General features: G+C 58.0%; 21 protein-coding genes and 1 tRNA gene. 11 read left to right on the forward strand and 11 right to left on the reverse strand.

Annotated features, from left to right (window positions below):
• The first annotated feature begins 11 nt into the window (after positions 1 to 11).
• Complete coding sequence (locus ACR0NO_RS01180; protein WP_480722705.1) at positions 12 to 557, forward strand: carboxymuconolactone decarboxylase family protein; 546 nt, start codon at positions 12 to 14, stop codon at positions 555 to 557.
• Here the strand turns inward: ACR0NO_RS01180 and mnmA are convergent.
• Positions 554 to 1,699, reverse strand: coding sequence for a tRNA 2-thiouridine(34) synthase MnmA (gene mnmA, locus ACR0NO_RS01185; protein WP_480722706.1), 1,146 nt, complete (start codon positions 1,697 to 1,699; stop codon positions 554 to 556). The two genes, ACR0NO_RS01180 and mnmA, sit on opposite strands and share 4 nt — an antisense overlap.
• Positions 1,700 to 1,827: 128 nt before the next feature.
• Here mnmA and sciP point away from each other — a divergent pair, with 128 nt between their 5' ends.
• The 5 genes from sciP (at position 1,828) to ACR0NO_RS01210 (ending at position 7,623) form a co-directional block, all read left to right on the forward strand.
• Positions 1,828 to 2,121 (forward strand): CtrA inhibitor SciP, encoded by a 294-nt coding sequence (sciP, locus tag ACR0NO_RS01190; protein WP_170548619.1) that lies wholly within the window; start codon positions 1,828 to 1,830, stop codon positions 2,119 to 2,121.
• 84 nt (positions 2,122 to 2,205) lie between these two features.
• Positions 2,206 to 2,922, forward strand: coding sequence for a response regulator transcription factor CtrA (gene ctrA / locus ACR0NO_RS01195; protein ID WP_170466869.1), 717 nt, complete (start codon positions 2,206 to 2,208; stop codon positions 2,920 to 2,922).
• Positions 2,923 to 3,047: 125 nt separating this feature from the next.
• Entirely contained in the window at positions 3,048 to 5,300 is a 2,253-nt protein-coding gene (ligA, locus tag ACR0NO_RS01200) for an NAD-dependent DNA ligase LigA (RefSeq protein ID WP_480722707.1), read from the forward strand.
• Positions 5,297 to 7,387, forward strand: a complete 2,091-nt coding sequence (gene recG / locus ACR0NO_RS01205; RefSeq protein WP_480722708.1) for an ATP-dependent DNA helicase RecG — start codon at positions 5,297 to 5,299, stop codon at positions 7,385 to 7,387. The genes ligA and recG overlap by 4 nt, the downstream gene beginning before the upstream one ends.
• 113 nt (positions 7,388 to 7,500) lie before the next feature.
• Positions 7,501 to 7,623 (forward strand): hypothetical protein, encoded by a 123-nt coding sequence (locus tag ACR0NO_RS01210; RefSeq protein ID WP_256439826.1) that lies wholly within the window; start codon positions 7,501 to 7,503, stop codon positions 7,621 to 7,623.
• Between the two features lie 187 nt (positions 7,624 to 7,810).
• Here ACR0NO_RS01210 and ACR0NO_RS01215 read toward each other — a convergent pair whose 3' ends face one another.
• Positions 7,811 to 8,449, reverse strand: a complete 639-nt coding sequence (locus ACR0NO_RS01215; RefSeq protein WP_480722833.1) for a MarC family protein — start codon at positions 8,447 to 8,449, stop codon at positions 7,811 to 7,813.
• Positions 8,450 to 8,508: 59 nt separating this feature from the next.
• Positions 8,509 to 8,961, reverse strand: coding sequence for an iron-sulfur cluster assembly scaffold protein (locus ACR0NO_RS01220; RefSeq protein WP_480722709.1), 453 nt, complete (start codon positions 8,959 to 8,961; stop codon positions 8,509 to 8,511).
• Between the two features lie 48 nt (positions 8,962 to 9,009).
• Between ACR0NO_RS01220 and hisI the strand changes: the two genes are divergently transcribed.
• Positions 9,010 to 9,399 (forward strand): phosphoribosyl-AMP cyclohydrolase, encoded by a 390-nt coding sequence (gene hisI, locus ACR0NO_RS01225; protein WP_480722710.1) that lies wholly within the window; start codon positions 9,010 to 9,012, stop codon positions 9,397 to 9,399.
• A gap of 55 nt (positions 9,400 to 9,454) precedes the next feature.
• Here hisI and gluQRS read toward each other — a convergent pair whose 3' ends face one another.
• From gluQRS to ACR0NO_RS01245, 4 genes are all read right to left on the reverse strand, one after another.
• On the reverse strand, positions 9,455 to 10,327 hold the full coding sequence (gene gluQRS, locus ACR0NO_RS01230; protein WP_480722711.1) for a tRNA glutamyl-Q(34) synthetase GluQRS: 873 nt from the start codon (positions 10,325 to 10,327) through the stop codon (positions 9,455 to 9,457).
• Positions 10,324 to 10,938, reverse strand: coding sequence for a class I SAM-dependent DNA methyltransferase (locus ACR0NO_RS01235; protein WP_480722712.1), 615 nt, complete (start codon positions 10,936 to 10,938; stop codon positions 10,324 to 10,326). Before ACR0NO_RS01235 ends, gluQRS begins: the two co-directional genes overlap by 4 nt.
• 37 nt (positions 10,939 to 10,975) lie before the next feature.
• Positions 10,976 to 12,316 carry a methylenetetrahydrofolate--tRNA-(uracil(54)-C(5))-methyltransferase (FADH(2)-oxidizing) TrmFO gene (trmFO, locus tag ACR0NO_RS01240; protein ID WP_480722713.1) on the reverse strand — a complete coding sequence of 447 codons (1,341 nt, stop codon included), beginning with the start codon at positions 12,314 to 12,316 and terminating at the stop codon, positions 10,976 to 10,978.
• A gap of 256 nt (positions 12,317 to 12,572) precedes the next feature.
• Positions 12,573 to 13,358, reverse strand: coding sequence for an enoyl-CoA hydratase (locus ACR0NO_RS01245; RefSeq protein WP_480722714.1), 786 nt, complete (start codon positions 13,356 to 13,358; stop codon positions 12,573 to 12,575).
• A 58-nt stretch (positions 13,359 to 13,416) separates the two neighbouring features.
• On the opposite strand from ACR0NO_RS01245, the gene ACR0NO_RS01250 reads away from it, so the two are divergent.
• Complete coding sequence (locus ACR0NO_RS01250) at positions 13,417 to 13,860, forward strand: PaaI family thioesterase (RefSeq protein ID WP_475215944.1); 444 nt, start codon at positions 13,417 to 13,419, stop codon at positions 13,858 to 13,860.
• Positions 13,861 to 13,923: 63 nt separating this feature from the next.
• Here the strand turns inward: ACR0NO_RS01250 and ACR0NO_RS01255 are convergent, their stop codons facing one another.
• On the reverse strand, positions 13,924 to 14,151 hold the full coding sequence (locus tag ACR0NO_RS01255; RefSeq protein ID WP_480722715.1) for a DUF1127 domain-containing protein: 228 nt from the start codon (positions 14,149 to 14,151) through the stop codon (positions 13,924 to 13,926).
• 99 nt (positions 14,152 to 14,250) lie between these two features.
• Between ACR0NO_RS01255 and ACR0NO_RS01260 the strand changes: the two genes are divergently transcribed.
• The 3 genes from ACR0NO_RS01260 (at position 14,251) to rpsI (ending at position 16,767) form a co-directional block, all read left to right on the forward strand.
• Positions 14,251 to 15,654, forward strand: a complete 1,404-nt coding sequence (locus tag ACR0NO_RS01260; protein ID WP_480722716.1) for an aminotransferase-like domain-containing protein — start codon at positions 14,251 to 14,253, stop codon at positions 15,652 to 15,654.
• Positions 15,655 to 15,816: 162 nt separating this feature from the next.
• Positions 15,817 to 16,275, forward strand: coding sequence for a 50S ribosomal protein L13 (rplM, locus tag ACR0NO_RS01265; RefSeq protein WP_170373746.1), 459 nt, complete (start codon positions 15,817 to 15,819; stop codon positions 16,273 to 16,275).
• Positions 16,276 to 16,281: 6 nt separating this feature from the next.
• Positions 16,282 to 16,767, forward strand: a complete 486-nt coding sequence (gene rpsI, locus ACR0NO_RS01270; protein WP_039535473.1) for a 30S ribosomal protein S9 — start codon at positions 16,282 to 16,284, stop codon at positions 16,765 to 16,767.
• 62 nt (positions 16,768 to 16,829) lie between these two features.
• On the opposite strand, the gene ACR0NO_RS01275 is transcribed toward rpsI, so the two are convergent.
• From ACR0NO_RS01275 to ACR0NO_RS01285, 3 genes are all read right to left on the reverse strand, one after another.
• Positions 16,830 to 17,858, reverse strand: a complete 1,029-nt coding sequence (locus ACR0NO_RS01275) for an alcohol dehydrogenase catalytic domain-containing protein (protein WP_480722717.1) — start codon at positions 17,856 to 17,858, stop codon at positions 16,830 to 16,832.
• A 175-nt stretch (positions 17,859 to 18,033) separates the two neighbouring features.
• Positions 18,034 to 18,588, reverse strand: a complete 555-nt coding sequence (locus ACR0NO_RS01280; protein ID WP_480722718.1) for a hypothetical protein — start codon at positions 18,586 to 18,588, stop codon at positions 18,034 to 18,036.
• Positions 18,589 to 19,169: 581 nt separating this feature from the next.
• Positions 19,170 to 19,259, reverse strand: a tRNA-Ser gene (locus tag ACR0NO_RS01285).
• Between the last annotated feature and the right edge of the window lie 26 nt (positions 19,260 to 19,285).

Consider the following 19,285-nt stretch of genomic DNA (forward strand, 5'->3'; position numbering starts at 1 on the left):
GGAGAGCCCTAATGACCCGTATTCCCGCTTTGACCGACGATGATATGACACCGGCCGCGCGCGCGGCGCATGCGGAATTGGGCGCATATGGGCCGTTCGACAATTGGGCGCGAGTGGCGGCGCATTGCCCGCCGGTTCTGGAACATGTCAGCGGGATGCTCACCAACTTGCGCGCGCAGGCGACCCTTCCGCGCCGCGCGTTGGAGCTGGCGATGGTCACCGTCTCCAAACTGAATGCCTGCACCTATTGCGTGTCGCATCACACGCCCTTGCTGACTGTGGCAGGTCTCAGCGCAGAAGGCGTCGCGCGGCTGCCGGAGGTCGAAGATCACCCCGAACTGGATTCCTGTGACAAGGCAGTGGTCCGCTATGCCGAGGCGGTGACCACCCGCTCAGGCCGGATGCGCGACGCTGAGGTCTCGGACCTGAAAGAGTGGTTCACCGAGGCGCAGATCGTTGAGCTGACATGGCGCATTGCCCTGTGCGGGGCGTTCAATCGGTTCAACGATGCGCTTCAGATCCAGATCGAACCCGAGGTCACGCCGGTCTCGGCCTAGTAACCGCTCCAAATCCAGCCGCCACCAAAAATGCGACTGCTGTTTGGGTCGTAGAACACGCAGGCCTGACCGGGCGAAATGCCTTCCTCGGGTGTCAGCAGTTCGACCTCGGCCGTGGTTTCAGACAATGGTCGAATGATCGCCTCGCGCGGGGGACGGGTTGATCGCACTTTGACCGACACATGCCATTCGTCGCGTGACGTGAAGGGTTCATCGCCCAGCCAGTTGATCTCGCGCACGGGAACGGTTCGCGTGGCCAGCATCTCTTTCGGGCCGACGACGACCTGTTTTTTGTCGACATCCAGTTTCACCACATAAAGCGGCTCGCTCAGGCCTCCGATACCCAGCCCGCGGCGCTGACCGATCGTGTAGTGGATCACGCCGTTGTGCTTAGCCAAAACGCGGCCATCGGCATGGACAATCTCACCGGGTTCGGCGGCGCCGGGGCGTAGCTTTTCGATGACGCTGGCATAGTTGCCATTGGGCACGAAACAGATGTCCTGACTGTCGGGCTTGTCGGCCACCGCCAGGCCGTATTGCGCAGCCATTTCGCGGGTCGCATCCTTCGAGGGCAGGTGTCCCAGAGGGAAGCGCAGGAAATCCAGCTGCTCGGGCGTGGTCGAGAACAGGAAGTAGGACTGATCTCGGTTCGCATCCTCGGCGCTGTGCAGCTCCGGCCCATTGGGCCCCATCTTCCGCTGGATATAGTGGCCGGTCGCCATGCAATCAGCTTCTAGGTCTTTGGCCGTTTCCAGCAGGTCTTTGAACTTTACCCGCTCATTGCAGCGAATGCAGGGCACCGGGGTCGCGCCCGCCAGATAACTGTCGGCGAATTCGTCAATTACCGCGTCCTTGAAGATGTTCTCATAATCCAGAACGTAATGCGGGAAACCACGCTCTTCGGCCACACGTCGCGCGTCATGGATGTCGATCCCGGCACAGCATGCGCCTTTTTTAGCCAGCGCGGCACCGTGGTCGTACAGCTGTAACGTGACGCCCACGACATCATAGCCCTGATCCGCCAGATACGCGGCCACGACGGAGCTGTCGACGCCGCCCGACATAGCAACCACCACCCGCGTTTCCGAGGGCGGTTTGGCAAAGCCAAGCGAATTGAGTTGGGTCTCGGCGGCGAGGGCCATGGCGATTCCAGTCCGGGTTAAGAAAGACCGGCAGAATATAAGAAAATTCTAGACACTCTCAAGGGGCGGTTTCACGCAGCATTAAGTAGGCTGGTGTCAACTTTGTCGCAGCAGAGAAGGGTTGAGAGATGTATTTGCACAAAGTTGAAGGTCCGCGGTCTGTAACCCTGCCGGATGGCACGATTTTGTCGCAGGCCGATCTGCCGCCGCCAGATACGCGGCGCTGGGTGGCGTCGCGCAAGATCCTTGTCGTGCGCGGGGTACTATATGGCCTGATCACTTTGTCCGAGGCCAAGAAACGCTACGGCATCAGCGATGAGGAATTCAACATCTGGGTCTCTGCTGTGGCAGAGCATGGCGTTGATGCTCTGAAAGTTACCGCGCTAAAAAAATATAGACAACCTAAAGGCGAACGTGAATAAACAATTCAACGGTAACGCAAGATTAACCATTCTTGGTCAGGTTTATTTTTAATTGGAAGTTTTGACACGAATTGGAGCAGTGAAATGAGAATACTTCTTGTCGAGGATGATCCGACCACATCCAAAAGCATTGAATTGATGCTGACGCATGCCAACCTTAACGTGTATGCGACGGACCTTGGGGAAGAAGGAATCGACCTGGCGAAACTCTATGATTACGATCTCATTCTTTTGGACCTGAACCTGCCGGATATGAACGGGCATGAGGTTCTGCGCCAACTGCGTATTGCGCGGGTGGAAACGCCGATTTTGATCCTGTCCGGTGCTGATGATACCGAAAGCAAAATCAAGGGCTTCGGGTTTGGGGCAGACGATTATCTGACCAAACCGTTCCACCGCGAAGAACTGGTGGCCCGTATCCACGCGATCATTCGCCGCTCTAAAGGCCATTCGCAATCGGTGATTCACACCGGTCGGGTTGCGGTCAATCTGGATGCGAAAACCGTCGAGGTTGATGGTCAGACGGTGCATCTGACCGGCAAGGAATACCAGATGCTCGAACTGTTGAGCTTGCGAAAGGGCACAACCCTTACGAAAGAGATGTTCCTCAACCACCTCTATGGCGGCATGGATGAACCTGAATTGAAGATCATCGACGTGTTTATTTGCAAGCTGCGCAAGAAGCTCAGCAACGCGACGGGCGGTGACAACTACATCGAAACCGTATGGGGGCGCGGCTATGTGTTGCGGGACCCGCAAAGCAACTCCCTCGACGAGACGCGGATGGCGGTCAACGCCTGACGTTCGAAGACACTTGCCCCCTATGGTCCAAAGGGTGGCATTTCCACTCACGGCTCAGCACATCTGGACCTAGCCATGACCTCGCCCTATCACTGAGGTCCAGAATAAAGTGACAGGGCGAGGCCATGAGCAATTCCATCTCGATAGCAGACCTGACAGAGGAAGAGGCACGCGCCGAACTCGCGCGCCTTGCAGAACTGCTCTTGCGGGCCAACAGGCTGTATCACGGGGAAGACGCGCCCGAGATTTCGGATGCCGAATACGATGCGCTGAAACGGCGCAATGGCGAAATAGAAGAGAAATTTCCGCATCTAAAACGCTCTGACAGTCCAAGTGATCAGGTTGGCGCGCGCGCGGCCGACGGGTTCTCCAAGGTCACGCATGCACAGCGCATGATGTCATTGGGTAATGCGTTTGATGATGAGGATGTCGCGGATTTCGACCGCTCGATTCGCAAATATCTCGGCCTGTCTGCGGACGCGCCTTTGGCCTATACGGCTGAGCCCAAGATCGACGGGCTTTCGTTGTCTCTGCGGTATGAGCAGGGAAAACTGGTCCAAGCCGCCACGCGGGGCGATGGAGAAGTGGGAGAGAATGTGACGGCGAATGCCCGAACGATCTCGGATATCCCACATACTATCGCAGGCGCCCCCGATATTCTGGAGGTGCGCGGTGAGGTCTACATGTCTCACGCGGATTTCGGAGCGCTCAACCAACGTCAGGCTGAGGCTGGCGGCAAACCCTTTGCCAACCCCAGAAATGCTGCAGCCGGTTCGTTGCGACAGTTGGATGCCGAAATCACGCGCGCGCGACCGCTGAAGTTCTTTGCCTACGCGTGGGGAGAGCTGTCGGCCCCTCTGGCGGAGACGCAAGATGGAGCGATTGAGCGTCTGAAAAGCTTTGGGTTCTCGACCAATCCGCTGACACGTTTGTGCAAGACAACTCAGGACATGTTGGCGCACTACCGGTCGATCGAAGAACAGCGCGCGACGCTGGGTTATGATATCGATGGTGTGGTCTACAAAGTGGATGACCTTGGCCTGCAAGCCCGTCTCGGGTTTCGATCGACGACACCCAGATGGGCCATCGCGCATAAATTTCCCGCTGAACTGGCCTGGACCCGGCTTGAAGCGATTGACATTCAGGTCGGCCGCACCGGCGCGCTCAGCCCTGTTGCGCGTTTGCATCCGGTCACAGTTGGCGGAGTTGTGGTTTCGAATGCAACGCTGCACAACGAAGACTATATCGCCGGGCGCGATGCCAAGGGGGGCACCATCCGGGATGGCAAGGACATCCGCGAGGGGGATTGGGTACAGGTCTACCGCGCCGGGGATGTGATCCCCAAAATCGCCGATGTCGACCTGTCGAAACGGCCTGAAGATGCGGTTCCTTATGAGTTCCCGCGCACGTGTGGGAAGTGTGGAAGTGCGGCGGTGCGCGAAGAAGGTGACGCGGTGCGGCGCTGTACGGGCGGTATGATCTGCCCGGCGCAAGCCGTTGAGAAGTTAAAGCATTTCGTGTCTCGTAAAGCCTTCGATATCGAAGGCTTGGGCGCAAAACAGATCGAGATGTTCTATGAAGATCCCGTCCTGCCGATCAAAACTCCTGCCGATATCTTCAATCTGCAAGAGCGGGACTCAAGTGCTCTGTCCCGTTTGAAAAATCGCGAAGGATGGGGGGACACCTCGGCCAGTAATCTGTTTGCAGCCATTGATGAAAAACGGACCATTCCCTTTGCGCGCTTGCTGTTTGGCCTTGGCATCCGCCATGTCGGTGAGGTCGTCGCGCGTGATCTTGCGCTACATTACCGCGACTGGGAGGCAATGTCCCAAGCTGTCGATACCGCGAGACCGGCGGCGCTTGCGTATCGCGCCGCGGATCAAGCGGAAGAGGTTGAACGGTTGGCCGCTGCCTCTGACGGGCGTCGGGCGCGGATCAAGGAAAGCCGCACCGCCGCCATCGCGGAATTGTCCGTGCCCGAGGAGGCCTCGGCCGCGTGGACGGATCTGATTGCGGTTGACGGGATCGGCGCGACGGTTGGTTTGGCTCTGTCCGACGCCTTCGCCAATGTTGAGGAGCGACAGGCCTTTGATGCGCTCAAGGCGCATTTGACCGTTGTGCCACCTGATGCGCCAGCCTCAGAAAGCCCGGTGGCGGGCAAGACCGTGGTTTTCACCGGCACGCTGGAAAAGATGACACGCGCCGAAGCCAAGGCACGGGCCGAGGCGTTGGGGGCCAAAGTCTCAGGGTCGGTGAGTAAGAAGACCGATATTTTGGTTGCGGGGCCGGGCGCTGGCTCGAAGGCTAAAAAGGCGGCAGAGCTGGGGATCGAAACCCTGGATGAGGATGGCTGGTTGCAGCTGATCGACGGCGCATGAGCGGACGGCCAGAATCCTTGTTTCCCCTGTTTGCTGGGGTTGAAACCTTGGAGGGGGTCGGCCCGAAGACCGCTCAGGCGATGGCGCAGGCCGGGATGGAAAGCCCGCGAGACGTTCTGTTTGGCTTGCCCTATGCGGTGATTGATCGACGCAGGCGCGACACGATCCAAGGGGTTGATCTGCCGTCGACGTTGACGGTTGAGGTGACGGTCGGCCCGCATCGCCCATCTCGGAATAGGGGCGGCGCGTATCGGGTCCATGTCGAGGACAGTCAGGCCGATTTCCAACTGGTGTTCTTTCACGCGCGTGGCGACTACCTGAAGAAAATTCTGCCGGAGGGTTCGCGCCGTGTTATCTCGGGCAAGTTGGAGCTGTTCGACGGCATGGCACAGATGGTGCATCCCGATCATATGCTGCCCGTAGATCAAGCCTCGGAAATACCGGAGTTCGAGCCGGTTTATCATCTGACGCAGGGGATCACGCAGAAGACCATGTTCAAGGCCGTCCGCAGCGCCTTGGCGCGCGCGCCCGACCTGGCCGAATGGGCTGATCCGGCGCAGATCAGCAGTCAGAACTGGCTTTCATGGCACGCGGCAATTCAGGCCGCACATAGTCCACAAGGTGCGGATGACGTGGCCTCATTCGCCCCGGCGCGGGAGCGTTTGGCCTATGATGAGCTGTTGGCGCATCAGTTGACGCTGGCTCTGGCGCGGCAGCGGGAACGCAAAGCACGCGGGATTGTCAGTGTTGGCACGGGCAAGTTGCAATCGAAGGTTCTGGCGAGACTGCCTTATCGTCCAACTGGTGCGCAGACGCGGGCGATAGATGAAATCGCGGGCGATATGGCCTCGGAATCGCGCATGAACCGGCTGCTTCAGGGTGACGTGGGCGCAGGCAAAACGCTGGTGGCGTTTATGGCTCTGCTGGTCGCTGTCGAGGCCGGGGGGCAGGGGGTCATGATGGCTCCGACCGAGATTCTGGCGCGCCAACATCTTGAGGGGTTGCGCCCCTTGGCAGAAGAGGCTGGCGTTGTGTTGGAAATCCTGACCGGACGCGACAAGGGGGCCGAGCGTCGGGCCAAGCTGGCTGCTTTGGAGGCTGGCTATATCCAAATACTTGTGGGCACCCATGCGGTGTTCCAAAATGATGTGGCGTTCAAGGCCTTGCGTCTGGCGATTGTCGACGAACAGCATCGCTTTGGCGTGCGCCAGCGGATGGAGCTGTCGGAAAAAGGGCAGGGTGCTGATGTTCTAGTCATGACAGCCACGCCAATCCCGCGCAGTCTCGCTCTGGCGCAATACGGCGATATGGATGTCTCGGTTCTGGACGAAAAACCGCCGGGGCGAAAACCGATCAAGACCGCGATTGTAAGCACCGGACGGATGGAAGAAGTCGTCGCCCATCTGCGCCGCGCCATTGAGGAAGGGCGGCAGTGTTACTGGGTCTGTCCGCTGGTCGACGAATCCGAGGTCTCCGACCTGACAGCGGCGGAAGAGCGGTTCAAACGGCTGCGCGCTATCTTGGGCGAGGGCACCGTTGGCTTGGTCCACGGGCAGATGCCGCCTGCCGAAAAAGATGCCGCCATGACCGCTTTCCAGACAGGTGAAACCAAGGTTCTGGTGGCGACGACTGTGATCGAGGTCGGCGTAAACGTCCCCAATGCCTCGATCATGGTGATCGAACGGGCTGAGATTTTTGGTCTGGCTCAACTGCACCAGTTGCGCGGACGCGTTGGCCGAGGGGATGCGGATTCGACCTGTCTTCTGATGTATCAGGCACCTCTCAGTGAGGGCGGCCGCAAACGGTTGGAGGTCCTGCGTGAGACCGAAGATGGCTTTCGCATCTCAGAGACCGATTTGCAGATGCGCGGTGCGGGGGATCTGATTGGAACCGCCCAATCCGGGCTGCCCAAGTTTCGTATTGCGGATCTGGAACGGCAGGCCGGATTGATGGCCGTGGCCCAGACCGATGCGCGGGCCTTGCTGAACACCGATCCCAAACTGACTTCGGACCGGGGAAAGGCCGCGCGTGTTCTGCTTTGGCTGATGAAACAGGATCAGGCGATCCGTTTGATTTCAGTGGGTTAGTAACGAAGTATCCATAAAGTTCGCAAATGTTCTTAAAAAGTTCTTTACCGACTCGGGGAAATATGAGAACAAAAGGTCAACAAAGGATTAAATCCCTGACCCGGAGGTGACCCATGCTGACCCAGATCAAGACCGTAATCACACGCTCGCACTCGACCATCCTGCAGGATGCAGCGGGTGTTGCGTCTCTGGTCGTTATGCTGATGGTGGCTCTTCACCTTCCGGTCGGCTTCTAACTCTTTTTGCCTGCGATCTCGTGCCGAATAGCCCGCGCCTGTCATCCCCAGTGAAATCAAGGGTGACCTGCCTGTCCCAAACCCCTTGAGGGGCCATGCCTCGGCCCCGCGCGGTATCCCGGACCCCACACGAGAAACGCATTGCCTGCCGCCGCCCTTCCCGCCCGGAAGGAGCGGCGGTTTTTTTTTACAGCTGGCCGGTCTTTATGATTTCCAACATCGCCGACAGAACGGAATTCACTGCGACCGAGGCCAGGATCATCCCCATCACCCGGCTGATGATTGCCGCGCCGGAATGACCGATAAGGCGTATGATCGGCTCGGCCAGAAGCATCAGAACAAAGGCGATAAGCACGACCGACAACATGACGAGGGCAGTAATCCCCTGGTCGGCGGCGCTGTAGCGGTGGTTGTCGGTCAGGATCACGATCGCCAGCATCGCACCGGGTGAGGCCAGGGATGGCACAGCCAGAGGGAAGATCGCCGGGTTGTGCGTATGGACCTTATCTTCCTTGTCGTCTTCGGCGGCGCGTTGTTCGATCTCCTGCTTGCTTTCGCCAAAGATCATTGTCAGCGCGAACAGGAACAGGATGATCCCTCCGGCGACTTGGAACGAGTTCAACCCGATATCTAACGCCTCGATCAGTAATTGTCCGAAGACGAGGAAGAACAGCAGCACGCCGGCACTGATCAACGACGCGAGCATCGCCGTTTTGCGCCGTGCAGCGGCTTCGAGGCCCGCAGTGACGGCGATGAAAACAGGAATTGTGCCGATCGGGTCAATGACAACCCACAACGTCACGAAGTGTTCGAGCAGGTTGTTCAATCCCATTCCTCCACCGAAGTTTGGGTGAAATTAAACAGGTTTAGGCCAAAACACCAAGCTTAGGCGCAGTTCGACTGTTCGGCCTGTTCCATCGCTTCAGCTGTTGCCTCAAGCGCCAGCATGATTGAGGCATGGCGGTTTTTGTATTCGCGGGCGGGGATCAGAACTTCAAGCCCGTCAAACGGGGCATCCGGGGCAGGGCCGTCCTTTTTTAGCATGGTCTTCAGCTGATCTCGGGCGGTTTCAACTTGTGCCCGCGTTGCACCAATCACCGCATCGCCAACCACCGAAGCAGCTGCCTGACCGAGGGCGCAGGCTTTGACGTCCTGCCCGAAATCGCTAACACGTCCGTCTTTCATCGTCACGTCAACGGTTACGGTTGATCCGCAAAGCGGCGAGCGTTTCTTGACCGTCGCATCAGGCTGATCCAGCCGATCAAGATGCGGGATATCAGCCGCCAGCGCCAGAATGCGCCCGGAGTACAGCTTAATCAGGTCGTTCTCGCCGCTCATGGCTTTCCCTCGTTCCGTGTTCCCCATACATAGTGGTCAGCCCTCGGGATGCAAAAGGTTTTTGTCATGTCTGACACAGTCACGTTCGATCCATCCAATCTCAAATATAACGAAGCCGGGCTGATCCCCGCCATCGCGCAGGATCACGCCTCGGGTGAGGTCCTGATGATGGCTTGGATGAATCAGCAAGCGGTTAAGCGCACGTTGGAGACGCGGCGCGTCACCTATTGGTCGCGCTCGCGCCAGGCGTTCTGGATCAAGGGCGAGACGTCCGGGCATATTCAGGAGCTGGTCGATTTCCGCTTTGATTGCGACCGGGATTGCATCTTGGTCGTGATCCGTCAGACTGGCGCGGCGTGTCACACAAATCGCCGGTCGTGCTTCTACACGGCCGCGCGCGACGGTGAAGAAGTCGAGTTGATGAAACCGATGGAGTGAGTGGCGCAGATGTCGCTACCTTCGGTTTGAGTATTTTTGAAACGACAAAGCGGTGTCAAAGGCCGACCATGGCGCGGATGTCCTGAGGGGTTGCGCCTTCGACCCTGTATTTTGCGATGGCGCGAGCGTCGTCTCGTTTGGCGAGGCGTTTGCCGTTCGGGTCGCGGATCAAGCGGTGGTGCAGGTATTCGGGCGTGGGTAAGCCCAGCAGAGCCTGCAACAGGACGTGGATACGCGTTGCCTCAAACAGATCCTGACCGCGAATGATATGGGTCACACCCTGCGCCGCATCGTCGAGGACGACGGACAGGTGGTAGGAGGTGCCCATACCTCGGCGGGAAAGGACGACATCACCGATCGTTGTTTCCAGTTCGGCCTTGTCGAAGGAAATCCGTCCAGTTTCCCCATTTGGTCCAGTGCCTAGCTCGAGAAAACTGCCGCTCCCATGTGACAGAACGGATTGTGCCGCCATAGCCATATCAAGCCTGAGGGGCGTGTCTTTAGGTCGTTCTACGCTGTTTAGGCTCGCTTTGTGCCGACAGGTGCCGGGATAGATGATCCCATCCGGCCCGTGCAGAGGTGCCCCTTCCTGAGGGGCGCTGGCCGCTGCGGCGATATCCTTGCGATTGCAGGTGCAAGGGTACAAAAGACCTTTCAACCACAGGGTATCGAGGGCCTGTTCATAGATCTGCATGCGATCAGATTGCCTCATAACGGGTGTCGGCCATCTGAGGCCCAGCCATTCGAGATCTGCGTAGATCTGTTTTTCCCACTGCGGTCGTGCACGGGACTGGTCGATATCCTCGATCCGCAGCAGGAATGTGCCGCCTTCGGAGGCAGCCATGTCACTGGCCAGCATCGCCGAATAGGCGTGTCCAAGATGCAGGGGACCTGTAGGGGAAGGCGCGAAGCGAGTCGTAAAAGTCACGTCTTTTCGAGTATGTACACGTCAGATTTCATGTTCATTCCGGGCAGATGCGGCCCGTATTCCTTTAACAGCAGGCGCGCGGCCCCCATGTCCAGCCAGTCGTTCAGGCGTGAGGTGTAAGAGTAGTCCGCAAGTGCATGATCATTATAAGAGAATGCCAATAGACCACCCTTGGGAAGCGCATGCATGAGGAGGTCCAGAGTTTCAGGCGGTGCTGCTCCGGCACCGATCACTCCGATGGCTGAAATGGTTGAGTAAGCGCCGTGTTCAATGGGTTCAGGATCAGAGATGTCAAAGCCGATCAGCGCCCGATAGACGTTCTTCGCTTTGGCCTCCTCAAGCATATTGGGCGTGGGGTCCATTCCGTCGATCACTTCAAACCCGACTGAGCGCAGCGCAAGACCGGACAACCCCGTTCCACAGCCGTAGTCGAGGATGGGAGTTTGTGCCTCAGGCCTCTTGGACCACAGCGCTTTGGCAACCCGGCCCGGCGTGGCATATCCCTGTTCCGCGACAGAATCCTCATAGGTTGCGGCCCATTTCTGATAGTGCGCTTGGGTGTCCTGCGGAGATTTTGATCCGTATGTGTCCTTGAAAAACTTGTCACTCATAACCGCATGTTAAGCCGCTGGATCGTCTATCGTCCAGTCAGCTTTGCGCGAGCCACTCCGTCCATTCAGCCTTGGCGCGGTCGGTGTAGGCCTTGTAGCGGTCTTTGCGTCCCCGGCGGCCACCTTTCAGGCCATCTACAGGGCGGAACAGGCCGAAATTGACGTTCATGGGCTGAAACGTCTTGGCTTCTGCGCCGCCGGTGATGTGATGGATCAACGCGCCCATGGCGCTGTCCTGCGGTACCTCGGGCAGGGCGCGGCCGAGAATTTCAGCTGCCGCCAGTCGACCTGCCAAAAGCCCCATAGCCGCGCTTTCGACATAGCCTTCGACACCGGTGATCTGACCGGCGAAACGAATGTTCGGCTTTGATTTCAACCGCATCTGGGCGTCCAGAAGCGTCGGAGAGTTGATGAACGTGTTGCGATGTATCCCGCCAAGGCGCGCGAAGCTGGCGTTCTCCAGACCGGGAATCATACGGAATACCTCGGTCTGGGCACCGTATTTCATCTTGGTTTGGAAACCCACGATGTTGAACAGCGTACCAAGCGCGTTGTCGCGACGCAGCTGCACAATGGCATGCGGTTTCACGTCTGGCTGATGGGGGTTGGTCAAGCCGACGGGCTTCATCGGCCCGTGGCGCAGGGTCTCACGACCCCGTTCAGACATAACCTCGATCGGCAGGCAGCCATCAAAATAACCGGCGGTTTCGCCCTCGTGGAACTCAGTTTTATCGGCGGCCAGAAGGGCGTCGATGAAGGCCTCGTACTGATCGCGGTCCATGGGGCAGTTCAGATAGGCTGTCCGCTCTTCCTCAGTCTCGCCTTTGTCATAGCGGGACTGCATCCAGGCTTTGCTCATGTCGATGCTCTCGGCATAGACAATCGGCGCGATGGCATCAAAAAACGCCAGCGCGTCCGAACCGGTTTCGGCCTGAATGGCCTCACCCAACTTTGCTGAGGTCAGAGGACCGGTGGCAAAGATCCACTGCCCGTCGTCGGGCAGAGAGGTAACTTCTTCATCCGTCACCGTGATCCGGGAATGCGCGCGCAGTTTGGCCGTGACCGCCTCGGCAAACGGATCGCGGTCGACGGCCAGCGCCCCGCCTGCGGGCAGACGGTGGGCATCGGCAGTTGTCATGATCAAACCATTGGCGGCGCGCATTTCCCAATGCAGCAGACCCACGGCGTTTTGCTCATCATCGTCCGAGCGGAACGAGTTGGAACACACCATCTCGGCCAGATTGCCGGTCTGGTGCGCAAAGGTGCCCACAGTGGGGCGCATTTCGTGGATCACAACATCCACGCCCATTTCCGCCGCTTGCCATGCGGCCTCGGACCCGGCCATGCCGCCGCCCACGATATGCAATGCTTGTGTCATGCGCTGCCACATAGGGCAGAGCCCAAGCAGGCGCAACAGAGCAACCGCCAAATGCTACAGATTTTAGGGGGGTCTTGGGGTCGCCGCTGCGGGAATGTCAACGCCAGTGAGAGAAACCAGCTTGGAGGGACCTTCCGCCCACGGCGACCCAAAAGTGTACGTGAGGCCTTAGCCTCGTCCCAGCATTGCCACAGTGTTGCCCTTTTGAAAAGTGCAAAAATGATGACAGTAGTGAAAAATGTTCGGAATAATTGTCTTATTGAGACCAATTCGGGGGGCGTTTTTCGATAAACGCAGAAATGCCTTCTTCGGTATCGCGATGCAGCATATTCTGCACCATTACCTCTCCGGTATAGGCATAGGCTTGATCCAGCGGCATCTGAAGTTGTTGATAAAACGCCTCTTTTCCGATTTTGACGGCGACGCCCAGCTTGCCTGCGATCTGTTCGGCCAAGGCGAGGGTTTGGTCGTTGAGTTGAGCTTCAGGGACAACCCGATTGATCAGCCCCAGTTCCTGCGCGCGTTCGGCTGAGAGGAAACCTCCGGTGGTCAGCATCTCAAATGCCTGTTTTCTGGGGATGTTGCGGCTGAGCGCGACCATGGGGGTTGAGCAGAACAGGCCGATATTCACTCCGTTCACTCCAAAACGCGTGCCTTCGGCGGCGACGGCCAGATCGCAGGTGGCAACCAATTGACAACCGGCTGCTGTGGCAATGCCGTGCACCTGCGCAATAACGGGTTGGGGCAGGGACTGAATTGACATCATCATCCGCGCACAACGGTTAAAGAGGTCTTGAAAATAGGCCTTGCCGCCATCCTCAGACTGACGTCCGGCCGTCATCTGTTTCAGATCATGTCCAGCGCAGAAGGCCTTGCCTTCGCCCGACAGTATAACTGCACGGATCGAGCGGTCATCGCGCAGCGTGTCGAACTCGGACTGCAAGGCGGCCAGCATCTCGTCGCTCAGCGCGTTCAGCCTTTCGGGCGCGTTCATGTGCAGCCGCGCGATGGCACCTGTGTCGTTACGTTCCAAAATTGCCATCTTGCCCTCCCGCTGGCTGTTGGGCCAACTCTAGGGCGAGAAGTTAAGGAGGGGAAGCATGGGATTGGCGTTAAGCAAAGACGAGCTGTCGCAGTACCTTAAAGAGGTATTCCCACAGGTTCATCGCGATTTCGTGGTTGAGGACCTGACCGAGGAGACGATCACCATGCGCCTTGTGGTCGAGGACCGTCATTTACGCCCCGGTGGTACAGTTTCAGGGCCGTCGATGTTCGGTCTGGCAGATGTTTGCGTCTATGCCATGGTGTTGGCGCGCAAGGGGCGTCAGTCCTTGGCGGTGACGACCAACAGCTCTCTGGACTTTTTGCGCAAACCTGAAGGTGGCAAAGATCTGATCGCTGAATGTCGCCTTCTGAAACTGGGGCGCACTCTGGCCGTTGGCGATGTATTGATTTACTCGGTTGGGGCAGATCAACCCGTGGCGCGGGCCAGTATGACCTATTCCATCCCGCCGGCCGGGTCTTTGGCTGCAAAATTCGGATAAAAAGGGCCGGGGCGAACCCCGGCCAGGGAAGAGGTCCCAAATGAATTTGGGACTGGGGATGGGTTAAAGTTGCCAGAAATAGCGCTTGATTTCGCGATCGGCTTGCAGACGGGTCAGGCCTACGTCCTTGAGCAACCTGTCATCCAGCCTTCCCAGATTGACGCGACTGCGACGACGGCGTTCCCATTGAGTGACCGCCGCCGCAAACTGCACGGCCAGCACAGCGATCAGCGGCAGCCGGGGGCTGGCGTTCAGCAGTGTAAGGGCGGGAGTGTGCATTGTGCGTGTCATCTCAGTATTCCTTTCAAATTGTATTGACACAAAGTAGCAATGTTCGGTACATATGTTTGATACATTCGCAATTGTGTCAAATGCAAAGGAAGAATTGTAATGGATACAATTTGGCCGGAGACGCTGCCAAAATCCAAAGGGCCCAAGTATGCGTTAGTGGCTGATACAATACGAAAAGCGATTGAAAGTAAGACGTTAGATATCGGGGCCAAACTGCCCCCTGTGCGCGAACTTGCGTATCGGCTCCAGATCACTCCGGGAACCGTCGCGCGGGCCTATACGATTCTGACCGAAGAGGGCTTACTACAAGCTGAGGTCGGACGTGGTACATTTGTAGCCCCTCCCAAATCCCCGATTCTGGACGATGTCTGGTCCAGGCAGCTTCATCTGGCTGAGGCTCAGAATGCCAATCACGTCAGCCTGTTCAGCCCGAGGCTTGCAGATATGGGGCAGGTGTCTCTGATCCGCGAGTGTCTACAGAAAGTCGCGCAGTCGGATCCGGCCTTGTTCATGAACTATCCGACACGCGATGCGTATAAACCCATGCGCCAGGCAGTGGTTGAATGGTTGTCGAACCTGCCGCTTGGCAAGTTGAGCGACGACGACATTGTACTGACACACGGAGGTCAGAACGGCCTGTGCCTTGTATTCCAGACCATTCTGCAAGGTCCCAAACCGATCGTGATGGTCGAAGACCTTTCTTATGCTGGGTTCCGTCGCGCGGCAGAGTTGATGCGGGCCGATGTGGTTGGCATCCGAATGGACAAATGGGGCATCGACCCGGCAGCGATGGAGCATGTTCTGCGCCAGACGCCGGCGCAGGCGGTCTGTGTTTCGCCCGAGGTTCAGAACCCGACCGGACTGCACACCCCTTTAGAGCGGCGCAAGGAAATCGTGGAAATCGCACGGAAATACGATGTACAGATCGTTGAGGACGACTGCTACCGGATGGGAGACGCGAAGGAACCAAGCTTCCGCGCGATGGCCCCAGAGCGTGGGTGGCATGTGTCTTCGATCTCGAAAGTGCTGACTCCGTCCCTGCGCGTCGGCTTCGCTATTGCGCCCAGAGACCGGAGCGTGGATCTGCGCCGCTCAGCCGAATACGGGTATTTTGGCTTGGCGCAGCCACTGGCTGAACTGACCCGGTTGTTGCTCTCTGACCCTCGCACGCGTCAAATCGCGCGGGATGTACGCTCGCGGATGGGAGAGTATGTGCGGGTGACAGTGAATGCCTTGGGCGGGTTCGATCTGAACTGGGCGCCTGATGTGCCGTTTGTTTGGCTGCATTTGCCGTCGGGTTGGCGGGCTGCGGCCTTCAGCCGTGCTGCCGAGCGAGAAGGGATTCAGCTGCGGTCTGCAGATGAGTTCGCGCTGCGCGATGGGCGAGCACCAAATGCGGTGCGCATTGCGATGAACGGGCATGTATCCCTGCAGAGGTTCGAGGATGCGATGCTCCGCCTGCGGGCTTTACTGGATAATCCGCCTGAACAAATCAGCGTTTAGATTGGGGTAAAATAATACCTATTTTGTAAGTCATTAAAAAAGAACAATAAAAACTTGATTGCGTGTGTTGACGTGCATTCTAAGCAGGTCTAAACCCCCTCCATCGAATTCGGACCGCTCTGTCTTGGGGCGGTCTTTCACATCAAACAGGACTATCCTGCCATGAAAACCTTTTCTGCAACACCTGCAGACATCGACAAGAAATGGATCCTGATCGACGCCGAGGGCGTTGTTCTGGGCCGTCTTGCTTCGATCGTCGCCATGCGCCTGCGTGGCAAGCACAAAGCGTCGTTCACCCCGAACATGGACATGGGCGACAACGTCATTGTGATCAACGCTGACAAAATCCAGATGACCGGCAAGAAGCGCGAAGAGAACTTCTACTGGCACACTGGCCACCCGGGCGGCATCAAGTCGCGCACCAAACAGCAGATCCTGGAAGGTGCACATCCTGAGCGCGTTGTCGTTCAGGCCGTCAAGCGCATGCTGCCGGGCAACCGTCTGGCGCGTCAGCAAATGACCAACCTGCGCGTTTACGCCGGTGCCGAGCACCCGCATGAAGCCCAGGCCCCCGAAGTTCTGGACGTTAAGTCCATGAACAAGAAAAACACCCGGAGCTAATGACCGATGGCTGATCAGATCAATACTCTCGAAGAGCTGAGCGCCGTCGCAGGCGTTGAAACCGTGGCCGAAGAAGTCATCGTACGTGAACCCGTACGCGACGAGCTGGGCCGCTCCTACGCTACCGGCAAGCGCAAAGACGCTGTTGCCCGCGTTTGGATCAAGCCGGGTTCCGGCAAGGTCACCGTGAACGGCAAAGACCAGGACAAGTACTTCGCTCGTCCCGTTCTGCAGCTGATCCTGCGCCAGCCGTTCCAGGTTGCCGGTGTGGAAGGTGAGTTCGACGTTGTTGCAACCGTCAAAGGCGGTGGCCTGACCGGTCAGGCCGGTGCGGTCAAGCACGGCATCTCGAAAGCGCTGCAACTGTACGATCCGTCGCTGCGTGGCGCTCTGAAAGCCGCTGGCTTCCTGACCCGCGACAGCCGCGTTGTGGAACGTAAGAAATACGGTAAGCGCAAAGCGCGTCGTTCGTTCCAGTTCTCGAAGCGTTAATCGCCGCGAACAACGAATATCGAAAGGGCTCGCAAGTGCGGGCCCTTTTTCTGTTAATACAGTTAACGCGTGATCATCACCTTCCCGTCGCTCGTTTTCAAAGCGTCCGCTAGGTTGGAGATCAGATCGCCCAGCGTTAGACGCTCGGATACATCCGTTTTCCAACGCCCGTCCGCGAAACGCGCCTGAACCTCGGTCACGACGCGCATCTGATCGGCTGGAGGGGTGGTCATCATCCAGTTTGTTAGCCAGAATCCTTCGATCCGTTTGCCCATGAAGATCAGTTGCCCGGTTTGGGTCAGGGTCGGGGCGTCGCTGCCGAGTTTGCCATAGCAAATCCAGCGCGCGCGATTGGGCATGGCGCAGAAGATCTGCTCGGACAGAGGGTCTATGACAGCGTCGAGAAAGACGCGGGGCTTCAGCTTGGCGCTCAGTTCGGCAAATTGGTGCGCAACGTCAGGGTCCGTTGTGACCAGAACTTCCGCAGCCCCAAGCTCTTTCAGCATCGGAACAGTCTCGGCGCGCCGCACCATGGCGATGGGCTTCAAGCCCAGATCCCGCCCAAGGCTGCACATCAGCTTACCCAACTGGCTGGTGGCGGCTGAAACAACAAACGCATCTCCGTTTTCCTTGGCTATATCAACCATAGCCATCGCGGTCAGCGGATTGACGATCTGCGCAGCCCCGTCATCGTCCGAGATGTCGGGGCGCAGAGGGATGCACATTTGCATCTGGGTCACGACATATTCCGCCCAAGCCCCTGATCCGGCGGCAACAAAGGCGACGCGCAGGCCTTGTAGACCTTCCGCTCCTTTGCCCGTTGCCACAACATCTCCGCACCCTTCAAAGCCCGCAGCGGCACCTTTGACACGGGGTTGGCCGTATTCGCCTTTGATGAAGTGAATGTCCGACGGATTGACCGAAGCGGTGCGCAGCCGGATCAAAACCTGTCCGGGGCCGGGGGTAGGGACGGGCAATTCGGTATCTACCAACCACTCAGACGCGTCTTTGATCGTGGGGCCTGTCATGGTGCCGGAATAGCCGTCATGTTTCAGGACAACGGCGCGCATGGTGGAGGGCAAGTCGGTCATTGGTAAGTCCTTGAGTGGCGCCAGGTTTACCGGATCAGCCTTCAGCCTGACGGCGAAGAAAAACGGCGCGGGGTTCTTGTTGGGTCAAGCCAAACAAAAGCCCCGCGCCGCGTCAATTCTGCCGCTGTCTAACGTCGCGGCATGTGGAGAAGGCCGCCCATGGACGGCCTGACCCTTATTGGCTCATCGCATTTTGCAGGTCCTGGAGCTTCGTCAGAACGGCCTCGGGCGAGGCTTTGATCTCATCCAGGATCTTGATCACCTGATCTTTGACACCCTGTGCCATCTCGCTGTTCTGGACCGAGGCGACCATGGCGTCATAATCGAAGTTCTGAGCTGTCAGCATGCCCTCTTCAACCCAAGAGTTGAACAACTCCTGACCTTGGTCGGCCAGCGAGGCAATCTGATCACCGGCTTGATCTGCAGCCTCGGAGGCCTGATCCGCTATCGAATTGGCGGCGTCAGTGGCCTGATCCGCGACAGATGACGCGGCCTCAGAGGCCTGTTCGGTCAGTGATGACGCCGCTTCGCTGGCTTGTTCTGTGGCCGATTCCAGCGCTTCGCTTGCGGCGTCCTGCACGGCCGAGGCCGCTTCGCTGACCGCATCGCTCGCATCCTCGGCCGCGGCTTCAAGTCTTTCGGCTGGCGTCGGTTCGGGTTGGTTGAGATAAAAATACCCGCCCGCGCCAAGACCGACGAGGACGATGATGATAAGAAGAGTACGCGACATTATGAGTCTCCTTTGGAAATTTGTGCCGCTGGGATGATCCAAATCTAGGATGACTCAAAGGGGAATTCTTGTGATTTCTCAGCAGAATACGGGTTTGGGCCAAGCTACGCTGATTGGGCGACTTGATCCGGCGACAAAGCGCCCACCGCTTTGCGCTTTGCATTGAATTTCGATGATATCGCATTACCGCGTCGAGCCTGGCGTTTGAGGTATAGGCGTTGCGCGAGAACGTGGTGCCGAGCGAAACCTGCGACGATGCTCGCACTTTACTGCTCGGTCGAATTTTTGGTCTTATGTGAAGGACTTCACTGCCTTTGACCCCAAAATGACCGACACTGCAGTCAGACGGGGTAAAAGAGGCATGGTGGGGGTCGCGCTCGGGTTCGGTCCCCAAATTAACGAGTAACGTCTTTTGTTTGAATAGGCCTATTGGGCCAAAGGGGCACTGATCTCTCACTTTGTGGTTGAATGTGAGGGGCGGTGTGAGGGGGGCTGGATGAGGGGGTCTTGGCCAGCCCCTCTCTTTGCGCAGAGCAATAGGCCAGTCGGTCTATTAAAGCAAAGAAACCAATTGGAAATTATGGCGGAGAGACAGGGATTCGAACCCTGGGTGGGCTTGCACCCACAACGGTTTTCGAGACCGCCCCGTTCGACCACTCCGGCACCTCTCCGCGGGGGTCTGTGAGGGGGGGATTTA

Source organism: Ruegeria sp. CL3 (assembly GCF_056536505.1).

Excerpts from the sequence above, each read along its gene's own strand:
- ACR0NO_RS01180 (WP_480722705.1), top strand. The coding sequence starts at position 12 with ATGACCCGTATTCCCGCTTTGACCGACGATGATATGACACCGGCCGCG.
- mnmA (WP_480722706.1), bottom strand. The coding sequence starts at position 1,699 with ATGGCCCTCGCCGCCGAGACCCAACTCAATTCGCTTGGCTTTGCCAAA.
- sciP (WP_170548619.1), top strand. The coding sequence starts at position 1,828 with ATGTATTTGCACAAAGTTGAAGGTCCGCGGTCTGTAACCCTGCCGGAT.
- ctrA (WP_170466869.1), top strand. The coding sequence starts at position 2,206 with ATGAGAATACTTCTTGTCGAGGATGATCCGACCACATCCAAAAGCATT.
- ligA (WP_480722707.1), top strand. The coding sequence starts at position 3,048 with ATGAGCAATTCCATCTCGATAGCAGACCTGACAGAGGAAGAGGCACGC.
- recG (WP_480722708.1), top strand. The coding sequence starts at position 5,297 with ATGAGCGGACGGCCAGAATCCTTGTTTCCCCTGTTTGCTGGGGTTGAA.
- ACR0NO_RS01210 (WP_256439826.1), top strand. The coding sequence starts at position 7,501 with ATGCTGACCCAGATCAAGACCGTAATCACACGCTCGCACTCGACCATC.
- ACR0NO_RS01220 (WP_480722709.1), bottom strand. The coding sequence starts at position 8,961 with ATGAGCGGCGAGAACGACCTGATTAAGCTGTACTCCGGGCGCATTCTG.
- hisI (WP_480722710.1), top strand. The coding sequence starts at position 9,010 with ATGCAAAAGGTTTTTGTCATGTCTGACACAGTCACGTTCGATCCATCC.
- ACR0NO_RS01235 (WP_480722712.1), bottom strand. The coding sequence starts at position 10,938 with ATGAGTGACAAGTTTTTCAAGGACACATACGGATCAAAATCTCCGCAG.
- trmFO (WP_480722713.1), bottom strand. The coding sequence starts at position 12,316 with ATGACACAAGCATTGCATATCGTGGGCGGCGGCATGGCCGGGTCCGAG.
- ACR0NO_RS01245 (WP_480722714.1), bottom strand. The coding sequence starts at position 13,358 with ATGGCAATTTTGGAACGTAACGACACAGGTGCCATCGCGCGGCTGCAC.
- ACR0NO_RS01250 (WP_475215944.1), top strand. The coding sequence starts at position 13,417 with ATGGGATTGGCGTTAAGCAAAGACGAGCTGTCGCAGTACCTTAAAGAG.
- ACR0NO_RS01255 (WP_480722715.1), bottom strand. The coding sequence starts at position 14,151 with ATGACACGCACAATGCACACTCCCGCCCTTACACTGCTGAACGCCAGC.
- ACR0NO_RS01260 (WP_480722716.1), top strand. The coding sequence starts at position 14,251 with ATGGATACAATTTGGCCGGAGACGCTGCCAAAATCCAAAGGGCCCAAG.
- rplM (WP_170373746.1), top strand. The coding sequence starts at position 15,817 with ATGAAAACCTTTTCTGCAACACCTGCAGACATCGACAAGAAATGGATC.
- rpsI (WP_039535473.1), top strand. The coding sequence starts at position 16,282 with ATGGCTGATCAGATCAATACTCTCGAAGAGCTGAGCGCCGTCGCAGGC.
- ACR0NO_RS01275 (WP_480722717.1), bottom strand. The coding sequence starts at position 17,858 with ATGACCGACTTGCCCTCCACCATGCGCGCCGTTGTCCTGAAACATGAC.
- ACR0NO_RS01280 (WP_480722718.1), bottom strand. The coding sequence starts at position 18,588 with ATGTCGCGTACTCTTCTTATCATCATCGTCCTCGTCGGTCTTGGCGCG.